Consider the following 19,569-nt stretch of genomic DNA (forward strand, 5'->3'; position numbering starts at 1 on the left):
GCGGCTTCGCGGGGGCGTCGAGCCTGGAAAAATCCGCACACATTATGGGGCCGGCAACGCCGGACCAAGCCGCGGGCCGCGATACCCTGGGAGGTAACAGGAGCCGGCAGCGGTACGCCGGCCGCAATGCCAAGGATAATAACCATGACGCGCTCTGGAAAAATAGCGATCGGGATTGTAGGGGGAGCGGCGCTCCTCGTGGCGGTACTGGTGGTGGTGATCGCCACCTTCGACTGGAACCGCGCCAAGCCCTTCATTAACGAGCGGGCCAGCGCCGCGATCGGACGCCCCTTCGCCATCAACGGCGATCTCAGCGTTGAATGGGGGCGTGATTCCGACGGGGGCGGCTGGCGCGCCTGGGTGCCATGGCCGCACATCATCGCCAACGACATATCGGTGGGCAACGCGCCCTGGGCCAAGGCGCCGCAGTTCGCGACCCTCAAGCGCGGGGAGCTCAGCCTGGCGCTACTGCCGCTGCTGCGCCAGCGCGTCGTCATCCGCCGCATCCAGCTGACCGAACCCGCCGCCGACCTGCAGCGGCTGGCGGACGGCCGCGCCAACTGGGAGTTCACCCTGCCGGAAACCGGCGAACCGTCGCCCTGGGTGCTGGATATCAACGAGATCGGCTTCGACAAGGGCCGCGTGGGGCTGGTGGACGAGGTCCTCAAGGCAGACCTGACCGTGCTGGTGGATCCCCTGGGCAAGCCGGTGCCGTTCGCGGACGTGGCCGGCGCGGCCTTCGCGGCGGAAGAGGGCGGCGCCGCGCCGTCGCCGCGCGACTATGTGTTCGGCTGGAAGCTGGACGGCAAGTACAAGGGCCTGGCCACCAAGGGCGAAGGCAAGGTCGGCGGCATGCTGGCCCTGCAGGACGCCAGGCAACCCTTTCCGGTGCAGGCGGACGTGGCTATCGGCGGCACCCGGGCGTCGGTGGCCGGCACCCTGACCGACCCGGTCAACCTTGGCGCGCTGGACCTGCGGCTGAAGCTGTCGGGCGCGTCGATGGCGCAGCTGTATCCGCTAACCGGGGTCACCCTGCCGGACACGCCGCCGTATTCCACCGACGGCCATCTGGTGGCCAAGCTGCGTAATCCCGGTGGCGCGGTGTTCGACTACAAGGGCTTCAACGGCAAGGTGGGCAATAGCGATCTGCATGGCGACATCAGCTTCGCGCTAGGCATGCCGCGGCCCAAGCTGACCGGCAAGCTTTCCTCCAAGCAGTTGCGCATGGAGGACTTGGGGCCGCTGATCGGCGTGCCGTCGGGCAAGGTCGCGGGCGCGGCAACGGACCAGGCCAAGGATGCGCCGGCCAAGCCCAAGGGCGGCAAGGTGCTGCCTACCCAGGCCTTTCGAACCGACCGCTGGCGCGACATGGACGCCGACGTCTCGCTGGATGCGGGCCGCATCGTGCACGACAGCAAGTTGCCGCTGTCGGACCTGTCCGTGCATCTGGTGTTGCAGGATGGCAAGCTGGCCCTGGAGCCCCTGCGCTTCGGGATGGCCGGGGGCAACATCAACTCCACCATACGCCTGGATGGCTCCGGCGCGACCCTGACCGGGCGCGTCGACATCAGCGCGCGCCGCCTGCGGCTCAAGCAGCTCTTTCCCGGCACCGCCGCCATGCAGAAAACGCTGGGCGAGCTGAATGGCGACATGGCGGTGAGCGGCGCAGGGAATTCGGTCGCCACCTTGTTGGGCACGGCGACGGGCGATGTGAAGATGTTGGTCAATGACGGCGTGATCAGCCGCAGCCTGATGGAGATCGCGGGGCTCAACGTGGGTAACTACGTCGTTTCCAAGCTGTTCGGCGACGACGAGGTGAAGATCAACTGCGGCGCGGCCGACCTGGAAATGAAGAGCGGCGTCATGACGCCGCGGGTGTTCGTGTTTGATACCGAGAACGCGCTCATCAGCATTACCGGCACGGCCGACTTCAAGAACGAGAAGCTGGACATGGACATTACTCCGGACAGCAAGGGCTTCCGTATCTTCTCGCTGCGCTCTCCCTTGTACGTCCGCGGTACCTTCGGCTCGCCGGACGTGGGCGTGCACGTGCTGCCTCTAGCCGCGCGCGGCGCGGGCATGGTCGCTTTGGGGGTGTTGCTGACGCCGGCTGCCGGTCTGTTGGCCCTGGTGGCGCCCAGCACCACGGACGAGAACGCCTGCGGCCCCTTGCTCGAACAGATGCGCAAGCCGCCCAAGGCGTCCGCGCCCGCCGCGGCGAAAGGCAAATAGGCGATTCAGCCCGGCGACGCCATGCGCGCGCCGGCCTGGACGTTGTCGTCCGCGACGCAGACCGCGTTGCGGCCATGGTTCTTGGCGTAATAGAGGGCCTGATCCGCGCGTTGCAGGGCGGCGTCGAGCGTCGCGCCGTGTTCCGGGTAGGCCGCGACGCCGGCCGAAATAGTGAGCGGAATGGCGATCACACCGGGCTCGGCTGCGATACGCAGGCGCAGCCGTTCCACCAGACCGATCGCAGCCTCCAGCGGCGCGCCGGGCAGCAGCATGACGAATTCCTCGCCGCCTGCGCGCGCAAGGGTGTCACCGCTGCGCGATCCTTCACTCATCAATTGCGCCAGCTCGCGCAGCGCGCGATCGCCCGCCGCGTGGCCATGGCGGTCATTGATGTGCTTGAAGTGGTCGATATCGATGGCCACGATCGCCACCGGCTGTTCCTCGGCCTGCAGCAGCGCCAGGGCTTCGTTCAGGCCGCGCCGGTTCAACAAGCCGGTCAAGGTGTCCGTGGTGGTCTCGCGGCGCAGGTCGCGGATCTTGTGGTGGATCGAGGCCAGCCCCATCAGTAGCGCGCGCTTTAGCTGCGCGACTTCCGAGTACCACGAGCGCACATGGCGGATGCGGTCCGCCGAGTCCGGGTTCTGCATATGCGTGGCGATGCTGGCCAGTTCCCCCAGCGGCCGGGCGATCCAGCGCGACAACAGCCAGATGGACGCCAGCGACAGCAGCAGCAGCGGCAAGGTCTGGCGGGCCGTGGCCAGCAGCAGATCGCTCAGGGGCTGCAAGGTGGCATCCACCGGGCGTTGAGCGATGATGCTCCAGCCCATGCTGGGCACGGGTGCATAGCCTGCAAGCATTTCGCGGCCATGTTCATCCGTGTAGCGCATTTCACCAGTTTCGCCGCGCAGGGCGGCGGCGAAGTCGCTTGGCGAAGGGACGATCTGCCCCAGGCTGCTGCGGTCGGAATGGTAGATCTGCGCGCCATTGCGATCCAGGACGTACAGGGAGGACTCGCCACGATAGAAATGCTGATTCAGCAGATGGTCCAGCGCATTGTGCTCATGCAGGTAGAACGCGCCGCCGAAAAAGCCCAGGTAGCGGGCGTCGGCCGAAAAAATCGGGTGGGTGTAGAGAATCATCCAGCGGTTCTGGCGGCCTATGTAGGCGGCGCCGACAGTCGGGCGCTGATTGGCTATCGCCTCTTTGGTCGCTTCGCTGCGCAGCTGCTGCCCCAGCAAATCCTGGCCCGACGTCGATGTCGCCAACACCTTGCCTTGAGGCGAGACGATAAAGGTGGAGTTGAAGTGGGCCAACTGCCGTTCCTGCCGCAGTATCTCGGTCGTCATGTGTTCGGGATGGGTCTCCATGTCAGCCAGCATTTCGGCGCTATATGACAGATAGCGCCTCAGATCTGTCAGGAAAATCTCGGTCGTGGATGCCAGCTTGGAGGCATAGGCCCGGTTGAGTTCCAGTGCGGTATGCAGCAGCAGGTCGCGCTGCACCACGTAGCTCGCGTGCAGGCTGCCGACCAGCGCCAGGGCGACCGAAAAAAGACAGATCCACAGGATGAGACGCCGCAGATCGATCCGGAACATGACGCGATCCATCAGGCGCGGACCCGGCCTTGCGGCAAGCCGGAGGACGGCGGGCTCGCGGTCAGCGCATCCCAGGCGCACATCGCCTGTCTGGCCACGGCTTGCAGGGTTTTGCGGGTGGCGCCGTCGCGCGCCTGGATCGACATGCCGTGCAGCACGGTGGTGTAGAAGGCGGCCAGGCTCTTGAGGTCGGTGCCTGTCGGCAGTTCGCCCTCGGATGCGCCGGCCTGGAGACGGGCCAGGATGCGGCTTTGCATTTCGCGGCGGTTGTCGCCCAGGAAATCGCCCACGCCGGTCTGATTCATGCAGCCTGCCGGCGCGCCCAGCACGATCATGCAGCCAGACGGCGTGCCGGGAGCGGTAAAGCGTTCTGCCGATGCCAGCAGCATGGACAGAATGGCTTCGCGGGCGGTGGGCGCATCTTGCAGCGCGCGCCGCGCCGCGCCGCCCTCGGTTTCGCGGTAGAGCTCCACCGCTTCGCGGAATAGTCCTTCCTTTGAGCCGAATGCCCCATAGAGGCTGGGCGAATTGATGCCCATCGCCGCCGTGAGGTCGGTCAGCGATGCTCCGTCATATCCCTTCGACCAGAAGACGTCCATGGCCTTGTGCAAGGCCTGGGCCCGGTCGAAGTTCCGGGGGCGCCCACGTTCTGCCATGGGCGTGATTTTACCCGGCAGGGATTTTTGTGGTGATTGATAAAAAAATAGTTGACGGACGTTGGCTGGCTCGGCGAATATATTTGTACTGATCACTACAAATATGGGTGTGCCAATGTCGAATCTGACTGGGAAAGTTGCTTTTGTCACCGGCGGAAGCCGGGGTATCGGCGCCGCCATCGTGCGCCGCCTGGCGGCCGACGGGGCCGACGTGGCTTTCACCTACGTGAGCGCTTCCTCGGCCGCCACCGCGCAGGCGCTGGCGCGCGAATTGTCCGCGGACGGGCGCCGCGCGCTGGCCATCCAGGCGGACGCCGCGGATGCCGCCGCCGTCCGGGTCGCGGTCGAACGGGCCATTGCCGAGCTCGGGCCTATCGACGTGCTGGTCAACAATGCCGGCATCTTTCTCACCGGCGCCATCGGCGAGACCAGCCTCGACGACTACGAGCGCACCATGGACATCAACGTGCGGGCGCCCTTCGTCGCCATCCAGGCGGCGCAGGCGTCCATGCCGGACGGCGGACGCATCATCAACATCGGCAGCTGCCTGGCCGGCCGCGCCGGCCGCGCCGGCGTCGCGCTGTATGCCGCCAGCAAGTCCGCGCTGGTCGGCCTGACCCAGGGCCTGGCGCGCGACCTGGGCGCACGCGGCATCACCGCCAACGTGGTGCACCCCGGCCCCATCGACACCGACATGAATCCCGCCGACGGCGCGCATGCGGCAGATCTGGTGGCTGTGCTGTCCCTGCCGCACTACGGCGAAGCTCGCGACATCGCCGGCATGGTGGCGTTCCTGGCCGGGCCGGAAGGGCGCTACGTCACGGGCGCGAGCCTGTCGGTGGACGGCGGCTACGCCGCTTGATGCGGCCTGTTTGAAAGTTTTTTCGGGGCGACTTGCACAAACCAAAAAAGCTGCATATAATCTTGCTTCTTCGCACTACACACGTAACGAAGCGCAGCGGCGGCGGACTAAAAAACGCGCAGCAAAGCGGACGAGACTGAGTGAAGTTGCAGGGCTGTTAGCTCAGTTGGTAGAGCAGCGGACTCTTAATCCGTAGGTCGAGTGTTCGAGCCACTCACAGCCCACCAGAATTCCCAAAGGCCGTTGACGTCACCGTCAACGGCCTTTTTGTTTTTTCTGTTCAAGCGCGCGGCGGCAGGCTGTGCGGCTCGCGGGAGCCATGAAAAATGCATGCGCTGCGCCATTGAGAAAAGCGGGATGGCGGGACACGGACTTTTGATATGATTGCTAATCATTCTTATTTCCAAATCCCGACGCGCGTGCCATGTCCGCTCCCGATACTGCCCGCCACGCGGCCTTGTTGACCTGGTACAGCGATCATCACGGTTGGCTGGTCGGATGGCTGCGCCGCAAGCTGGGCTCGCCCTGCGACGCGGCCGACTTTGCGCAGGATACCTTTGTGCGGCTGATCGGCCGCGACGATCTGGCGGCGATCAGGACGCCGCGCGCCTATCTCACAACGACCGCAACCCGCCTGGTGATCGACGACGCGCGCCGGCGCAAGCTCGAGGCGGTGTGCCTGGAGAGCTGGGCCATCCTGCATGGCGGCGAGGCGGCGCCCGCGCCTGAGCAGTTGCTCGAAACCGTGGAGATCCTGGCGGCGTTGGCGCGCATGCTCGATACCTTGCCCGCCAAGCCGCGCAGCGCCTTCCTGCTGCACAGGCTGGAAGGGCGGAACTACGGCGAGATCGCCGCCGAACTGGGCGTATCCACCAGCATGGTGAAGCAGTATGTTGCGCGCGCGCTTGCTCATTGCTACCTGGCGATGGAGGCGGCGTGAAGACCGGTGCCGTTCCTGCCATCGTGGAGCACGCCGCGCAATGGATGGCCACGCTGCGCGATGAGGGCGCCAGCGACGCCGACCGCGAGGCCTGTCGGCGGTGGCGGGCGGCGGATCCGCAGCACGAGAAGGTCTACCGCCGGCTTGAGGATCTTTGGGGCAGTTTCGACCAGGCGGCAGCCTTTGATTCTCCCGCGGTGGCCCGGCGCATCCTGGAGCAGTCCAGCCGCAAGCCGCGGACTGGCCGCCGCGCCCTGGGGGCGGCGGCGCTGGCTCTGCTGATCTGCGGTGCCGCGCTCTGGCGCATGGCGCCGCCGGCCTGGCTGTTGGCCGATCACCGCAGCGGAGTCGGCGAGTGGCGCGTCATTGAACTGGACGACCATAGCCGCATCACCCTGAACAGCGATTCGGCCATCGACGTGCGCTTCGATGCCCGCGAGCGTCTGATCACCTTGCGGCAAGGCGAAATCCTGGTCGATGTGGCGCACGAGGCCGCGGGACGGCCCTTCGTGGTGCGGACGCCGGACGGCACCGCGCAGGCGCTGGGCACCCGCTATGCCGTGCGGCGCGGCGAGGGACATACCGACGTCATCGTGCAGCAATCCCGCGTGCGGGCCTGCGCCCAGACGTCCGCACCGGTTTGCGCCGACCTGGCGGCCGGGCAGCGCGTGCGCATGGGCGGCGGTCAGGTCGGCGAGGTCGAATCCGTCGATCCGGAGCAGGCGCTGGCCTGGACGCGGCGCAGCCTGGTGGTGGACAACCAGCCGCTGGCCGACGTGCTGGCGGAGCTGGGCCGCTACCGCAAGGGGCGGCTGCAATACGACGCAGGCGCGCTCGACGGCTTGCGCGTGTCGGGGGTGTTCCCGCTGGAAGCGCCTGATCAGGCGCTGGCCTCGCTGGCGGCCAGCCTCCCCATTACGGTCAGCCGATACACCTCTTGGCTGGTGCTGGTGCAGCGCCGTTGAAAAAAAATCCTGCATTCCGCTGTCCCTGGCGCGGTTTGCTTCGTCATGACTCATGAGTAGCCATCAATCTGGAGAGGGTCGTCCGCTCATGAGTCATTCCAAGTCTGCTGCGCGCGCCTTGCGCGCGCTGTCCGCCGCGGCCGCGTTGGCCGCGTTTCATCCTGTCTGGGCGCAGCCGCTGGCAGCGCCATCCGCGACGGCCGCCCGCGCGGTCGATGTGCCGCCCGGCCCGTTGGCGCCAGCGCTGAACCGTTATGCCGAACAGGCTGGCCTGATCCTGTCGTTCGATCCGGCGTTGACCGCCGGGCTGCAAAGCCCGGGCCTGTCCGGCACGGTGGCGCCCCGCGAGGCGTTCGCTGGGCTGTTGGCCGGCACCGGCCTGGAGGCGGTTGCGCGCGGCCAGGCCGGATACACCATCAGGCGCGCGCCCGGCGCCTCCACCAGCACGCTGGAGCCGATCACCGTGCATGGCAGCGGCGAGCAGGCCTGGGGGCCGGTCGACGGTTATGTCGCGCGCAAGAGCGCGACAGCCACCAAGACCGATACGCCGTTGATCGAGACGCCGCAGTCGATCAGCGTCATCACGCAGGCGCAGATGGCGGCGCAGGGCGTCAGCCGCGTGGACGAGGCTTTGCGCTACAGCGCGGGCGTGCGTACCGAGCCCATCTATGACACGCGCCGCGGCACTTACTACGTGCGTGGCTTCAATGTCGCCAACAACGGGCAGTATCTCGACGGCCTGAAGCTGGCCTACTCAGGCGGCTACGGTGGCTGGGAAGTCGATCCCTACACGCTGGAACGCCTGGAAGTCCTGCGCGGCCCCTCGTCCGTGTTGTACGGGCAGACCGTGCCCGGCGGTCTCGTCAACCAGGTCAGCAAGCGTCCGCTGGAGACGCGCAGTGGCGAACTGGCGGTGCAGTACGGCAGCTTTGATCGGAAGCAGCTCTCGGGCGACTTCACCGGCCCGCTGGACGATGCGGGCCATTGGCTCTACCGTCTGACGGCGGTGGGGCGCGAGGGTGGCACGCAGACCAATCACGTCGACGACGACCGCGTCCTGCTGGCGCCGTCGCTGACCTGGAAGCCGAGCGCGGCGACCTCGATCACGCTGCTGGCGCAGTACCAGCACGACCGCACAGGCAATACGGCCAACTTCCTGCCGGCGGCAGGCACGCTCTGGCCTGTTGCCAACGGCCATATCCCCGTGGACTTCTTCACGGGCGACCCGACCTTTGACCAGACCGACCGGCGCAAGGCGCAAATCGGCTACCTGGCCGAGCACCGGGTCAACGATCAGCTGACGCTGCGCCAGAACCTGCGCTATTCCACGCTGGACGTCGATTACCGCAGCCTGGGGGCGAACGGCGGCTGGGTGCAGACGCGCGAGCCCTACACGGACCTGCGCCGGATTTCGCTGGTCAGCAAAGAGGGCTTCCATTTGTTCACGCTGGACAACCAGGCGCAGTTCAACCTGTCTCATGGACCAGTGGCGCACACATTGTTGTTGGGCGCGGATTACCAGGAATCGCGCTTCGACCGGCTTTACGGCTTGCGCACGGCCGCGGTGGACCCGATCAATGTGTGGAACCCGGCGTATGGCCGGCCGTTTCCCGGCGCGACGCCGCAGGCGTCCAACGACACCAACCAGGTGCGCCGGCAGTTCGGTCTGTATGCGCAGGACCAGATCAAGTTCTACGACAAATTGGTGCTGCAGTTGGCCGGCCGCTACGATTGGGCGCGTTCCACCACCGGTGAGACGATCCTGCGTACCGGCGTGGAAACCACGACGCGCACCAATGATGAACAGTTCAGCGGCAAGGTCGGGCTGGTCTATCTGGCCGACAACGGTCTCGCGCCCTACGCGTCGTACACCGAGTCCTTCGAGCCGGTGGCGGGCGCGGGCTACGGCGGCACGCCATTCGAACCCACGCGCGGCAAGCAGTATGAGATCGGCCTGAAGTATCAGCCGGCCGGCGCCCGCAGCTTCGCGCAAGTCTCGCTCTTCGATCTGCGCCAGACCAATGTGTCGACGGCGGACCTGGCCCATCCCGGCTTCAGCGTGCAGACCGGTGAAATCCGTTCGCGCGGCATCGAGTTGGAAGGCACCTGGGAAGTCACGCCGCAGTTGAACCTGCTCGCGTCCTATACATACAGTGACGTCAAGGTGACCAAGGCGGCGCGGACCGCGGTCAACCTGGGCAAGCGTCCGCCCTACATTCCCGATCACATGGCGTCGCTGTGGGCTGATTACCGCCTGTCGGCCACGGGACCGCTGGCCGGCTTGTGGTTTGGCGCGGGTGTGCGCTACATGGGGGCGACCAATGACATCCCGGATGCAGTGCGCGTGCCTGCCTACACGCTGGTGGACGCCGCGCTGCGCTATGACATGGGGAGCTACCAGTTCTCGTTGAACGCCAGCAACCTGTTCGACAAGCGCTATGTGGCGGCGTGCGACAGCGTGACCAACTGCTATTACGGCCTGGAGCGGACTGTCATGGCGCGGGTGGCTTACCGCTGGTAGGGCGATTAAGTTCAGGCTTAATGGTGGGTAAACGCAGGTTGAATCACAGCGGCTCCGATGCTCTTTATAGTGGCTCCGTACCCGTCCGAGAGAGCCGCGCATGTCCAGTACCGTCCATTTACCCGCCTATCCCCGCGCCGTGTTGTTCGACCTGCTGACGGCCTTGCTCGACTCCTGGACCGTATGGAACCGCGCCGCCGGCTCCGAGGCCGCCGGGCGGGCCTGGCGCGCGGAGTACCTGCGCCGCACCTATGGCTGCGGCGCCTATCAACCCTATGAGCGCCTGGTGCAGGAGGCCGCGTCCGCGGTCGGCTTGCCGGCGGCGGCGCCGGCCGCGCTGGAAGCGGGCTGGGACGAACTGCCTGCATGGGACGGCGCCCGAGAACTGTTGCAGGCCTTGCGGCCGCATTGCCGTCTGGCCGTGGTCACCAACTGTTCCGCCCGCCTGGGGCGGCGCGCCGCTGGCTTGCTGGGGGTGGATTGGGACGTAGTGGTGACGTCGGAGGAAGCAGGTTTCTACAAGCCCGACCCGCGCCCCTATGAACTGGCATTGGCGCAATTGCAGGTGCAGCCCTCCCAGGCCGCATTCGTCGCCGGGTCCGGTTATGACATGTTCGGCACCAGCAAGGTGGGCCTGCGCACGTATTGGCACAACCGGGTGGGACTGACGTTGCCGGAAGGCGCGGCGCGGCCTGAAGTGGAGTCCGCGCGGCTGGATGCGGCGCTGCCCTGGCTGGAACGGTTCGGCGCAGGCTGACGGCGAGCAATGCCTGGGGGCATGCCGCGCTTTGCCGGCCTGTTCCCGGCATCATCCCGCCGGCAACGAAATCGCATCTCCCAACCCTTTGACCTCCTTCAGCACGAAGGAGGTGTAGACCTCCTTCACGCCCGGCAAGGCGCCAAGTACGTAGCGCGCCAGATCGCCGAAGGCGTCCAAATCGCGGGCGATCACCGTCAACTGGTGATCGTAGCGGCCCGACACGCAATGGCATGTCAGTACTTCCGGCACGTCCTTGATGGCGTCCTCGAACGCCTTGACGTGCTCCGCACCCTTCATGTCCAGCGAAATCCAGACGAACGCGGTCACGCCGAAGCCCAGCTTCTTGACGTCGACCTCGGCCCGGTAGCCGCGGATCACGCCCTCGTCTTCCAGGCGCTTGACGCGCCGCCAGCAAGGGGAGGGAGTGAGCGAAACGCGTTCGGCCAGATCGGCGCTGGACAGCCGTCCGTCGACCTGCAAGGCGGCCAGGATCTGCAGGTCTGTGGGGTCGAAATTCTTGTTTTGCACGATTTTTCCAAGAAATCCAGGATTTCGCCAATTTCAATCCAAAATATTACACGTTGACGTCAAAAATTCGGAAATATTCGCGATTCGGCTCCGGTATCTTTGTTTGGCTGTTTGAGGGGGCGTCGACACGATGAATGCTCCCGGTTTGAACACTATGGAGCAGACATGAAAGATTCGAATCCGATACGCAAGGCACTCCTGGCCCTGGAGCCTTCCGAGGGCTGCTGGCTGACTTTGGCGAGCCCGGCCGTGGCCGAGGCGATTGCGCATTGCGGCTTCGATTGGCTGGTCGTCGACATGGAGCATGCGCCCAATGATGTGGCGGGCCTGACGGCGCAATTGCAGGCCATCGATGCGGCGCGCGCGCATGGCGCGGCGGCGTATCCGATCGTGCGCGTGACGGTTAACGATGCGGCGCTGGTCAAGCGCGCCATGGACTGCGGCGCCAAGACGATCATTTTCCCGAACATCGACACGGTCGAGGACGCGCGCCGCGCCGTCGCAGCCATGCGCTTTCCCTTCGAAGGCAATGGCGGCGTGCGCGGGGTGGCGGGGCTGGTGCGGGCCGGCATGTATGGGCAAGACCCGTCCTACGTCAAGCTGGCCAATGAGCAGGCCTGCGCGGTCCTGCAGATCGAATCGGCGCAGGCGGTGCGCAACGTGGAAGCCATTGCCGCCCTGCCTGGGGCGGATTGCCTGTTCGTCGGCACGGCCGATCTGGCGGCCAGCCTTGGCCGCCTGGGCGACATGGCCCACGCCGAGCTGCGCGAGGCCGTGAGCCGCGTGATTGAGGCCGGCAAGGCGGCGGGCAAGGCGGTCGGCATTTTCGCCAACGATCCCGAAGAGGCGGCGCGCTACCGCAAGCTGGGGGTGCAGTTCATCGCCTTGCACTCCGACGTGGCCTGGCTGGCCCGGGGCGCCCGTCAGGCGCGCGCGCAGTTCGACGCGGCGTGCCGCTGAGCGGGCGGCGCGATCTCTTTCTTCTGGCAAGACAGGAACAGGCATGAACACAGCAGTATCTTCCGGCGGCTTCAGCGCCACCGCGCGCGCTAGCGTGCAGACCTTGCGTTCGTCGCAAATCCGCGAAGTCGCCAATGCAGGCATGGGCCGCGCCGACGTGCTGCCGTTCTGGTTCGGCGAGCCCGACGAGCAGACGCCGGCAGCATTCCGCGACGCGGCGATCGCCCATATCGCTTCCGGGCAGACGTTCTACGTCCAGACCCTGGGTGTGCCGGCGTTGCGTGAACGCCTGGCCACGTATGTGAGCGGCCTGCACGGCCAGCGCGACGTGGACAACATCGCGGTGACCAGTTCGGGCACGTCGGCGCTGATGACCGCCGTGCAGGCCGTCGTGGGCGCGGGCGATCACGTGGTTGCCGTGACGCCGCTGTGGCCCAACCTGGTGGAAATGCCCAAGGTGCTGGGCGCGCGGGTGACGACCGTGGCGCTGTCGTTCTCGGAGAGCGGCTGGCGCCTGGATCTGGACGCCTTGCTCAGCGCCTTGACGCCGGATGTGCGGGCGCTTTTGGTGAACTCGCCGAACAATCCCACGGGCTGGGTGATGACCGCCGAGCAGCAGCGCGCGGTGCTGGAGCATTGCCGCAAGCACGGCATCTGGATCATCTCCGACGATGTCTATGAACGCTACTACTACGAAGGCGCGGTGGCGCCCACGTTCCTCGACATCGCCGCGCCGGATGATCGCGTGGTCAGCTGCAACTCGTTCTCGAAGGCCTGGCTGATGACGGGCTGGCGCGTGGGCTGGGTGGTGATGCCACGCGGACTGCTGCCGGAGATCGGCAAGCTGATCGAATACAGCAACACCTGCACGCCCGGCTTTGTGCAAACCGCCGCCTTGTGCGCGCTGGAACAGGGCGAGCCTGTCATCGCGCGCACGGTGCAGCGGCTGCGCTTGGCGCGCGACCATCTGGCAGCGAGGCTGGGCGAGGTGCCTGGGGTCGAGCTGGCCGGCGCGGCGCCGGGCGCGATGTACACCTTCTTCCGCGTCCGCGGCGTCTCGGACAGCCTGGCGTTCTGCAAGGACCTGGTGGTGCGCGGCGGCCTGGGCCTGGCGCCGGGCGTGGCTTTCGGTCCCGAGGGCGAGGGCTATCTGCGCTGGTGCTACGCCAGCGCGCACGAGCGCCTGGATGAAGGCGTGGCTAGACTATCGCGCTTTCTGGACGCGGCCCGGGGCCAGCCAGCCTGAGCGCCGGCGCCGGACCTCAACATTAGGGCAAGAGCCATGAATACTCCTGAGCTTCCCCGTTCCCTGGAATGGATAGAACGGCTGGTGCGCTTCGATACGACCAGCCGGCTGTCGAACCTGGGCCTGATCGAAACGGTGCGCGACCACGTGGCTGCGGCCGGGCTTGCGCCCAGGCTGATCTACAACGCCGACGGCAAGAAGGCCAACCTCTTCGTGACCGTCCCCGCGGCCGACGGCGGCACTCAGGGCGGGGTGGTGCTTTCGGGCCATACCGACGTCGTGCCGGTGGACGGCCAGGCCTGGAGCAGCGATCCGTTCGCGCCCGAAGTGCGCGATGGCCGGCTGTACGGACGCGGCACCTGCGACATGAAGGGTTTCATAGGGACGGCGCTGGCCATGCTGCCCTCGTTCACGTCGCGGCGCCTGCGCGTGCCGCTGCATCTGGCGCTGAGCTATGACGAGGAGGTCGGCTGCCTGGGCGCGGACGCCATGCTGCGCGAGCTGGCGAAGCTGGAGATCCGGCCCGATAGCTGCATCGTGGGCGAGCCGACCGAAATGCGCGTGATCTCGGCGCACAAGAGCAGCAATCTGTACCGCTGCACCGTGCATGGGCATGCCGCGCATTCTTCGCTGACGCCGCGTGGCGTCAACGCGATCGAATATGCGGCGCGCGCCATCTGCCACATCCGCGATATGGCCGACAGCCATCGCCAGAACGGACCGTTCGACCAGGACTTCGAGGTTCCGTACACCACCGCGAACACCGGCACGATCTCGGGCGGCCTGTCCGTCAACACGATCCCGGACCGTTGCCAGTTCGAGTTCGAATTCCGCACCATTCCGGGCGTGCTGGCGCCGGACGTGATCGGCGGCCTGCGCCGCTACATCACCGGCGAACTGCGCGACCGCATCAAGGCGGAGCACCCACAGGCCGACATCGAGCTGGAGGCGATGGCAGAAGTGCCGGGTTTCGATACCGCCGCGACCGCCGAGATCGCGCGGCTGGCGCAGGCGCTGACCGGTATGCGCGGCACCGAGAAGGTGGCGTATTGCACCGAGGCGGGCTTGTTTCAGCGGGCAGGAATGACGGCCGTGATTTGCGGTCCGGGCAATCTGCAGCAGGCGCACCGGCCCGATGAGTATGTGGCGCTGTCGCAGATCGGCCTGTGCGAACAGTTCATGGAAAAGCTGGCGGGCCATCTTGCGATAGCCCGTCCATAAGTTGATCGATAGTTAATTCTTCAAAAAAACAGAGGGAAAAATGGCTTACTCGGAGAAGACAACGTGGAATGCGGCGGCCGCTGCCCGCGACAAGGCGGCGCCATCAGGCGACCGGCGCGCCCAGGCGCGGCGCGCGGTGATCGCCGCGTCCATCGGCAATGCGCTCGAATGGTTCGACATGATCGCGTACGGCACCTTCGCGCTGATCATTGCCAAGCTGTACTTTCCGTCCGCCAGTGAGAGTTCCTCGCTGCTGCTGGCGCTGGCCACGTTCGGCGTGTCGTTCCTGATGCGGCCGCTGGGCGCCATCGTGCTGGGAAGCTATGCCGACCGGGCCGGGCGCAAGGCGGCGCTGACGGCTTCCATTTTCCTGATGATGATAGGCACGCTGATCATCGTGGTGGTGCCCACGCACGCGCAGATCGGCGTTGCCGCGTCGGTCATCATCCTGGTCGCACGGTTGATCCAGGGCTTTTCGGCGGGCGGAGAGTTCGGCAGCGCGACGGCCTTCCTCATCGAATATGCGCCGGATCGGCGCGCCTACTATGCCAGCTGGCAGGTCGCCAGCCAGGGCGCCGCGATCCTGCTGGCGGCGCTGTTCGGCGCCGTGCTCAACGCGACCTTGACCCAGGCGCAGCTGGAAAGCTGGGGCTGGCGCATTCCGTTCGTGTTCGGCCTGCTGATTGCGCCGGTGGGCTACTACATCCGCCATCACATGGATGAGACGCCAGAATTCAGCGCGGCGCAGGCTTCGGCTTCGCCCCTGAGCGACATGTTTGCGGGACAGAAACTGCGGCTGCTGGTGACGGTGGGCTTCGTGGCGCTGGGCTCGGTGGGCAACTACCTGGCGCTGTATATGCCCACGTACTCGATTCGCCAGCTGGGCCTGCCGCCGACCATCGGCTTTCTGGCGACGCTGGTCACGGGCGTCATCATGACGGTAGGCGCGCCTTTTGTGGGCGCGCTGGCTGACCGGATCGGACCCGCGCGCATCATGACGGCCGCGGCCCTGTTGACCGCAGTGCTGTGCTATCCCTTGTTCTATCTGCTGGTGTCGTATCCGACGGTGGGCGTGCTGATGATCGTCCAGGTCATTCTGGGCTTGTTGGCGACGCTGTACTTTGCGCCCATGCCGGCGCTGATGTCCGCGATTTTCCCGGTGCAGGTGCGCACCACGGGCCTGTCATTGGGCTACAACATCGCGGTGACGATCTTCGGCGGCTTCGCGCCGTTCATCCTGACCTGGCTGATCGCGACCACCGATTCCAAGCTGTCGCCGAGCTACTACCTGCTGGCCATCGCGCTCATGGCCATGGTGTCGCTGAACGTGGCGCGCCGGACGTTCCAGCAGCGCTAGGCGCCAGGCGCCGGCCTTCGCCTTGAAGGCCGGCCCGCGCTGGGCGGAATGTAGCCCATTGTTGCGGGATTGCGCGCCTTTTCGCTCCGGCTGGGGCCGCGCCGTACAGCGCGGCCGCGCTATCTTCAGGACCCTGCTGATAGTACAAAATGTTGCCTGCCTCCCGTCCCGCGCTTGCTAGCATGGTCTGGCCGGAATGATCCGGCACACCGACGGAATAAGTGGAGGTTGCCATGAGCTCAAGAACAATATTCAACCGGATCGCAGTTGTCGCGGCCACGGGTGCCTTGCTGGCGGGATGCGCCACGCAGCAGCAGACCAACACGGCCGTGGGTACGGGCGCCGGGGCGGCCATCGGCGCCGGCATCGGCGCCTTGATCGGCCACGGCAAGGGCGCGGCCATCGGCGCCGGCATCGGCGCGGTGGCGGGTGGCCTGGTGGGCTACAACTGGAAAGTGGTCAAGGAAGACGTGCAGAAGTCGGGCGCTTCATCGTTGGGTATCGACGTGGTGGAAATGCCCGATGGCAGCCTGAAGGTCAACATTCCCAGCGGCGTGTCGTTCGATACCGACAAGACGCAGCTCAAGCCCGCGTTGCTGCCGGTGCTGGACAGCGTGGCGCGTTCGCTCAACCAGCATCCTGAATTGCGGGCCAAGGTGGTCGGCCATACCGACAGCACGGGCGCGTTGGCGCACAACCAGACGCTGTCGGTCAATCGCGCCAAGAGCGTCACGGACTACCTCGGCAAGCAGGGCGTGGCAGCCGGCCGCCTGACGGTCGAAGGCCGCGGACCGAACGATCCGATCGGCGACAATGCGACCGCCGAAGGCCGCGCGCTGAACCGCCGCGTGGAAATCTACCTGTACGCGGTCCAGCAGTAAGCCTGGGCCAGCCCAGTGTCCGAGGCGGCTGGCGCAACGCGCCGCCGCCTTTTTTTTCCGGAGTCCGTCATGAGCATGTTTCCTCCCGCCCGCGTCGGCACCGATACCGCCGTGGCCGCTTTGTCAGGTTGGCAGGCGGTTGCGATGCGCGACGCCATCGAAAAGCGCTTCCGCTTTCCCAATTTCAATGCGGCATTCGGCTTCATGGCGCGCGTCGCCATGTTCGCGGAGAAGCTGAACCATCATCCCGAATGGACCAACGTCTATAACCGTGTGGACGTGACCCTGACCACGCATGACGCTGGCGGCGTGACCGAATTGGACGTGCGCATGGCGCAGTTCATGGATGAAGCGGCTGCGCAACTGGGCGCGACCGCGCCTAAGGGCTAGGGCCTGAGCGAGTTGCAATCGCGGCTGTGGGCTAGTCTTCCGCCCCGTCCGCGTCCGGCTGCAGATGGCCGATCACGCGGTCCAGCATGTCGCCCAGCAGGCGTTGCTCGTCGTCGCTGAGGCAGTTGAAGATCTCCTCATTGCGGCGGGCGATCAGGTCGATGACGCGCTGGTATTGCGCCAGGCCGGCCGGGGTCGGCGCCAGCACCACGCCGCGCCCGTCGGAGGCGGACATGGTTTTTTCGACCAGTCCGCGTTCCACCAGCGCCTGCGCCGAGCGGCTGGCCTGGCCTTTGTTCAGATTGGCCGCGCGCGCCAGGTCGTTGACCGACAGGGGCGCGTAGCGGCCGATGGCCGCCAGGCAGCGCGCCTCGCCTAGCGGAATGCCGCAGTCTTCCAGATAGGCGCGATTCGTGTCCCTGTCCGTGATCTTGTTGAGCACGTGCAGGCGGTAGGTCAGGAATCGTTCGAGGGCGGGCGGGTTCACGTCGGACTGGCAGAAGCAGAGGCGGGACAGTGTGCCACAGGGGCGTTGGCCAGGCAGGCGGCTTCCGCCTGGGCCAGCAGCGCGGCGGCGTCGCGCGCATCGCTTAAGCGGGCCAGCAGCGACAGGCTCAGGATCGACAGGAAGAGCGACGCTTGCTCTTCGCCGACGCGCGTCAGGGCTTGCGCCATGGCGGTATAGGTCTGGTCCAGTTCATCGTTGTTCATGCTTGGTCTTCCTTGGGCGCATCCAGGGCGATCGAGGGGTAGTAGGGCCGGAGGGCGGCGCGCAGGGTGGCGGCCGCGGGGGTGATCCAGCGGCCCAGTACGTAGCCGTCCGGCCGCAGCAGGTAGACGGCGCTGCCTTGGGCGCCATAGCGCTGGCGCAGTTGCCCGTGCGTGTCCTGCAAGGCGTCGGCGCCCGTCTTCAGCACGCGCAGCGGCTGGGGGGCATCGCGAGTGGCAGCGGCCAAGGCCTCCAGTTCCGCTGCCAGCCTGGCGTCGGGTTCGAGCGCCAACGCCACGAAGCCTGCGCCGAAGCACGCGCTGAGATGCAGCGGCGCGCCGCGATCCTGCAGCAGCGCTTCGGGCGCGGGCTGGCCGGGCGCGGCGGCGGCGCCGGCTTGCGGCGCGCCGTCAGCCAGATTCAAGGGCGAGGCATCGTAGGAGATGGGCGCCGACTGCCGCGGGTTGATCAACTGGCGCACTCGCTCGTCCGAGAGGGCCAGACGCAGGGCGGCCTCGCGCATCAGGCGGAAGCCGAAATCCGGCGGAGCCATGAATTCGGTGCTCTTGGCGCCGTAGGCCAGGTTCTGGCGGGTGGCGTGGACGCGCTCCACGCTGTAGCTGTCCAGCAGGCTGTCGGGGGCTTGGCCTTGCAGCACCCAGGCCAGCTTCCAGGCCAGGTTGCCCGCGTCGTCCAGCCCCGAGTTCAGGCCCCGCACGCCGAAGATCGGCACCAGGTGGGCGGCGTCCCCGGCGAACAGCACGCGTCCGTGGCGGTAGCTGTCCAGCGTCAGGCACTTGGCGTTGTAGATGGAGATCCACAGCGGCTTCCAGGGCGCGCTCTCGCCGATCATGTCCAGATGGCTCTGCACGCGCGGCAGCACGTTCTCCGGCTTGACGGCCTCCTCGGGATCTTCGTCGTCGCGGATCTGGTAATCCACGCGCCAGACATTGCCGGGCTGGCGATGCATGAGCAGGGTGGAACCGGGATTGGACGGCGGATCGAACCAGGCCAGGCGCTCCACCGGACGGCTGGATGCCTGTTCGATGTCGACGATGACGTAGCGCCCTTCGTACTGCATGCCTGTCAGCTTCAGGCCCATGGCTTCGCGCACGGTGCTGCGGCCGCCATCGCAGGCGATCAGCCAGTCGGCGCGCACGGTGTGGCGGCCGCCTTCGGCTTCCACTTCGGCCGTGACGCCGTCCGCGTCCGTCTGCAGGCCTGCAAGCCGCGCCGACCAGCGCAGCGCGGCCCGTTCCGGATGGCGCTGCATGGCCTGGTGGGCGTACTCCTCGACGGCGTACTGCTGGATATTGACCATGGGGGCGTAGCGTTGCAGCGGGTCGTGCGGCATTTCGAAGTGCAGCACCTCGCTGTTGCGGTAGTAGCTGCGGCCTCCGGTCCAGGCCAAGCCGGTGGCGGTCAGGGGGCGGTCGGCGCCGACCCAGCCCATGATTTCCTGTGACCGCCGCGAAATGCAGATGGCGCGGCTGCCGCTGCAGTAGTCGTCGTCCGCCTCCAGGGTCAGCGTAGCGATGCCGTATTCGGCCAGCAGGGCGGCCAGCGTCAGGCCGACGGGGCCGCCGCCGGCGATCAGGACGGGAACGTGCGCGGGTAGCGGCATGCTGTCTCCGGATATTGGTTGTTTGCGCAACTATATTCTCAAAAAGGTTGTACGCGCAACCATATTGTTGGGGCAAAAAAAACCCGCCGGATCAGGGCGGGTCGTCGGGCTGTAGGGGCGTT

Annotated in this window: 18 protein-coding genes and 1 tRNA gene; 13 read left to right on the plus strand and 6 right to left on the minus strand. The window is 66.5% G+C overall.

The window, feature by feature from the left end; translation table 11 throughout:
• Window positions 1-144 precede the first annotated feature (144 nt).
• The gene (locus AXYL_RS04205) at window positions 145-2,232 is read left to right on the plus strand and encodes an AsmA family protein (RefSeq protein WP_013391581.1); all 2,088 of its coding nucleotides are present in this window, start codon (window positions 145-147) and stop codon (window positions 2,230-2,232) included.
• Window positions 2,233-2,237: 5 nt separating this feature from the next.
• Here AXYL_RS04205 and AXYL_RS04210 read toward each other — a convergent pair whose 3' ends face one another.
• Both AXYL_RS04210 and AXYL_RS04215 read right to left on the minus strand, forming a co-directional pair.
• Window positions 2,238-3,827, minus strand: a complete 1,590-nt coding sequence (locus AXYL_RS04210; protein ID WP_041652250.1) for a sensor domain-containing diguanylate cyclase — start codon at window positions 3,825-3,827, stop codon at window positions 2,238-2,240.
• An 11-nt stretch (window positions 3,828-3,838) separates the two neighbouring features.
• Window positions 3,839-4,483 (minus strand): TetR/AcrR family transcriptional regulator, encoded by a 645-nt coding sequence (locus tag AXYL_RS04215; protein ID WP_013391583.1) that lies wholly within the window; start codon window positions 4,481-4,483, stop codon window positions 3,839-3,841.
• A gap of 115 nt (window positions 4,484-4,598) precedes the next feature.
• On the opposite strand from AXYL_RS04215, the gene AXYL_RS04220 reads away from it, so the two are divergent.
• The 6 genes from AXYL_RS04220 to AXYL_RS04245 all read left to right on the plus strand — a co-directional run bounded on the left by AXYL_RS04220 (window position 4,599) and on the right by AXYL_RS04245 (window position 10,528).
• Window positions 4,599-5,345: an SDR family oxidoreductase gene (locus AXYL_RS04220; protein WP_013391584.1), complete on the plus strand. Its 747-nt coding sequence runs from the start codon at window positions 4,599-4,601 to the stop codon at window positions 5,343-5,345.
• A 151-nt stretch (window positions 5,346-5,496) separates the two neighbouring features.
• Window positions 5,497-5,572 (plus strand) — tRNA-Lys (locus AXYL_RS04225).
• Between the two features lie 197 nt (window positions 5,573-5,769).
• Window positions 5,770-6,285, plus strand: coding sequence for a sigma-70 family RNA polymerase sigma factor (locus AXYL_RS04230; protein ID WP_013391585.1), 516 nt, complete (start codon window positions 5,770-5,772; stop codon window positions 6,283-6,285).
• Window positions 6,282-7,250 (plus strand): FecR family protein, encoded by a 969-nt coding sequence (locus AXYL_RS04235; protein ID WP_013391586.1) that lies wholly within the window; start codon window positions 6,282-6,284, stop codon window positions 7,248-7,250. The genes AXYL_RS04230 and AXYL_RS04235 overlap by 4 nt, the downstream gene beginning before the upstream one ends.
• 88 nt (window positions 7,251-7,338) lie before the next feature.
• Complete coding sequence (locus AXYL_RS04240) at window positions 7,339-9,771, plus strand: TonB-dependent siderophore receptor (protein WP_013391587.1); 2,433 nt, start codon at window positions 7,339-7,341, stop codon at window positions 9,769-9,771.
• A gap of 100 nt (window positions 9,772-9,871) precedes the next feature.
• The gene (locus tag AXYL_RS04245) at window positions 9,872-10,528 is read left to right on the plus strand and encodes an HAD family hydrolase (protein WP_013391588.1); all 657 of its coding nucleotides are present in this window, start codon (window positions 9,872-9,874) and stop codon (window positions 10,526-10,528) included.
• Window positions 10,529-10,579: 51 nt separating this feature from the next.
• Here AXYL_RS04245 and AXYL_RS04250 read toward each other — a convergent pair whose 3' ends face one another.
• Window positions 10,580-11,059: an Lrp/AsnC family transcriptional regulator gene (locus AXYL_RS04250; RefSeq protein WP_013391589.1), complete on the minus strand. Its 480-nt coding sequence runs from the start codon at window positions 11,057-11,059 to the stop codon at window positions 10,580-10,582.
• 165 nt (window positions 11,060-11,224) lie between these two features.
• Between AXYL_RS04250 and AXYL_RS04255 the strand changes: the two genes are divergently transcribed.
• From AXYL_RS04255 to AXYL_RS04280, 6 genes are all read left to right on the plus strand, one after another.
• On the plus strand, window positions 11,225-12,019 hold the full coding sequence (locus AXYL_RS04255; protein WP_013391590.1) for an HpcH/HpaI aldolase family protein: 795 nt from the start codon (window positions 11,225-11,227) through the stop codon (window positions 12,017-12,019).
• A gap of 43 nt (window positions 12,020-12,062) precedes the next feature.
• Complete coding sequence (locus AXYL_RS04260) at window positions 12,063-13,265, plus strand: pyridoxal phosphate-dependent aminotransferase (protein WP_013391591.1); 1,203 nt, start codon at window positions 12,063-12,065, stop codon at window positions 13,263-13,265.
• Window positions 13,266-13,301: 36 nt separating this feature from the next.
• Complete coding sequence (argE, locus tag AXYL_RS04265; protein WP_013391592.1) at window positions 13,302-14,486, plus strand: acetylornithine deacetylase; 1,185 nt, start codon at window positions 13,302-13,304, stop codon at window positions 14,484-14,486.
• Window positions 14,487-14,526: 40 nt separating this feature from the next.
• Entirely contained in the window at window positions 14,527-15,843 is a 1,317-nt protein-coding gene (locus tag AXYL_RS04270; protein WP_013391593.1) for an MFS transporter, read from the plus strand.
• A gap of 233 nt (window positions 15,844-16,076) precedes the next feature.
• On the plus strand, window positions 16,077-16,724 hold the full coding sequence (locus tag AXYL_RS04275) for an OmpA family protein (RefSeq protein WP_013391594.1): 648 nt from the start codon (window positions 16,077-16,079) through the stop codon (window positions 16,722-16,724).
• A gap of 69 nt (window positions 16,725-16,793) precedes the next feature.
• On the plus strand, window positions 16,794-17,114 hold the full coding sequence (locus AXYL_RS04280) for a 4a-hydroxytetrahydrobiopterin dehydratase (protein ID WP_013391595.1): 321 nt from the start codon (window positions 16,794-16,796) through the stop codon (window positions 17,112-17,114).
• Between the two features lie 31 nt (window positions 17,115-17,145).
• Here the strand turns inward: AXYL_RS04280 and AXYL_RS04285 are convergent, their stop codons facing one another.
• From AXYL_RS04285 to AXYL_RS04295, 3 genes are read right to left on the minus strand one after another with little or no spacing between them, the layout of a single operon-like run.
• The gene (locus tag AXYL_RS04285) at window positions 17,146-17,601 is read right to left on the minus strand and encodes a MarR family winged helix-turn-helix transcriptional regulator (protein WP_013391596.1); all 456 of its coding nucleotides are present in this window, start codon (window positions 17,599-17,601) and stop codon (window positions 17,146-17,148) included.
• Complete coding sequence (locus AXYL_RS04290; RefSeq protein WP_013391597.1) at window positions 17,598-17,825, minus strand: hypothetical protein; 228 nt, start codon at window positions 17,823-17,825, stop codon at window positions 17,598-17,600. Before AXYL_RS04290 ends, AXYL_RS04285 begins: the two co-directional genes overlap by 4 nt.
• On the minus strand, window positions 17,822-19,447 hold the full coding sequence (locus AXYL_RS04295; protein ID WP_013391598.1) for an FAD-dependent monooxygenase: 1,626 nt from the start codon (window positions 19,445-19,447) through the stop codon (window positions 17,822-17,824). The genes AXYL_RS04290 and AXYL_RS04295 overlap by 4 nt, the downstream gene beginning before the upstream one ends.
• Between the last annotated feature and the right edge of the window lie 122 nt (window positions 19,448-19,569).

The organism is Achromobacter xylosoxidans A8, assembly GCF_000165835.1.
Lineage (GTDB): Bacteria > Pseudomonadota > Gammaproteobacteria > Burkholderiales > Burkholderiaceae_B > Achromobacter > Achromobacter xylosoxidans_B.

Excerpts from the sequence above, each read along its gene's own strand:
- AXYL_RS04205 (WP_013391581.1), top strand. The coding sequence starts at position 145 with ATGACGCGCTCTGGAAAAATAGCGATCGGGATTGTAGGGGGAGCGGCG.
- AXYL_RS04210 (WP_041652250.1), bottom strand. The coding sequence starts at position 3,827 with ATGTTCCGGATCGATCTGCGGCGTCTCATCCTGTGGATCTGTCTTTTT.
- AXYL_RS04215 (WP_013391583.1), bottom strand. The coding sequence starts at position 4,483 with ATGGCAGAACGTGGGCGCCCCCGGAACTTCGACCGGGCCCAGGCCTTG.
- AXYL_RS04220 (WP_013391584.1), top strand. The coding sequence starts at position 4,599 with ATGTCGAATCTGACTGGGAAAGTTGCTTTTGTCACCGGCGGAAGCCGG.
- AXYL_RS04230 (WP_013391585.1), top strand. The coding sequence starts at position 5,770 with ATGTCCGCTCCCGATACTGCCCGCCACGCGGCCTTGTTGACCTGGTAC.
- AXYL_RS04240 (WP_013391587.1), top strand. The coding sequence starts at position 7,339 with ATGAGTCATTCCAAGTCTGCTGCGCGCGCCTTGCGCGCGCTGTCCGCC.
- AXYL_RS04245 (WP_013391588.1), top strand. The coding sequence starts at position 9,872 with ATGTCCAGTACCGTCCATTTACCCGCCTATCCCCGCGCCGTGTTGTTC.
- AXYL_RS04255 (WP_013391590.1), top strand. The coding sequence starts at position 11,225 with ATGAAAGATTCGAATCCGATACGCAAGGCACTCCTGGCCCTGGAGCCT.
- AXYL_RS04260 (WP_013391591.1), top strand. The coding sequence starts at position 12,063 with ATGAACACAGCAGTATCTTCCGGCGGCTTCAGCGCCACCGCGCGCGCT.
- argE (WP_013391592.1), top strand. The coding sequence starts at position 13,302 with ATGAATACTCCTGAGCTTCCCCGTTCCCTGGAATGGATAGAACGGCTG.
- AXYL_RS04270 (WP_013391593.1), top strand. The coding sequence starts at position 14,527 with ATGGCTTACTCGGAGAAGACAACGTGGAATGCGGCGGCCGCTGCCCGC.
- AXYL_RS04275 (WP_013391594.1), top strand. The coding sequence starts at position 16,077 with ATGAGCTCAAGAACAATATTCAACCGGATCGCAGTTGTCGCGGCCACG.
- AXYL_RS04280 (WP_013391595.1), top strand. The coding sequence starts at position 16,794 with ATGAGCATGTTTCCTCCCGCCCGCGTCGGCACCGATACCGCCGTGGCC.
- AXYL_RS04290 (WP_013391597.1), bottom strand. The coding sequence starts at position 17,825 with ATGAACAACGATGAACTGGACCAGACCTATACCGCCATGGCGCAAGCC.
- AXYL_RS04295 (WP_013391598.1), bottom strand. The coding sequence starts at position 19,447 with ATGCCGCTACCCGCGCACGTTCCCGTCCTGATCGCCGGCGGCGGCCCC.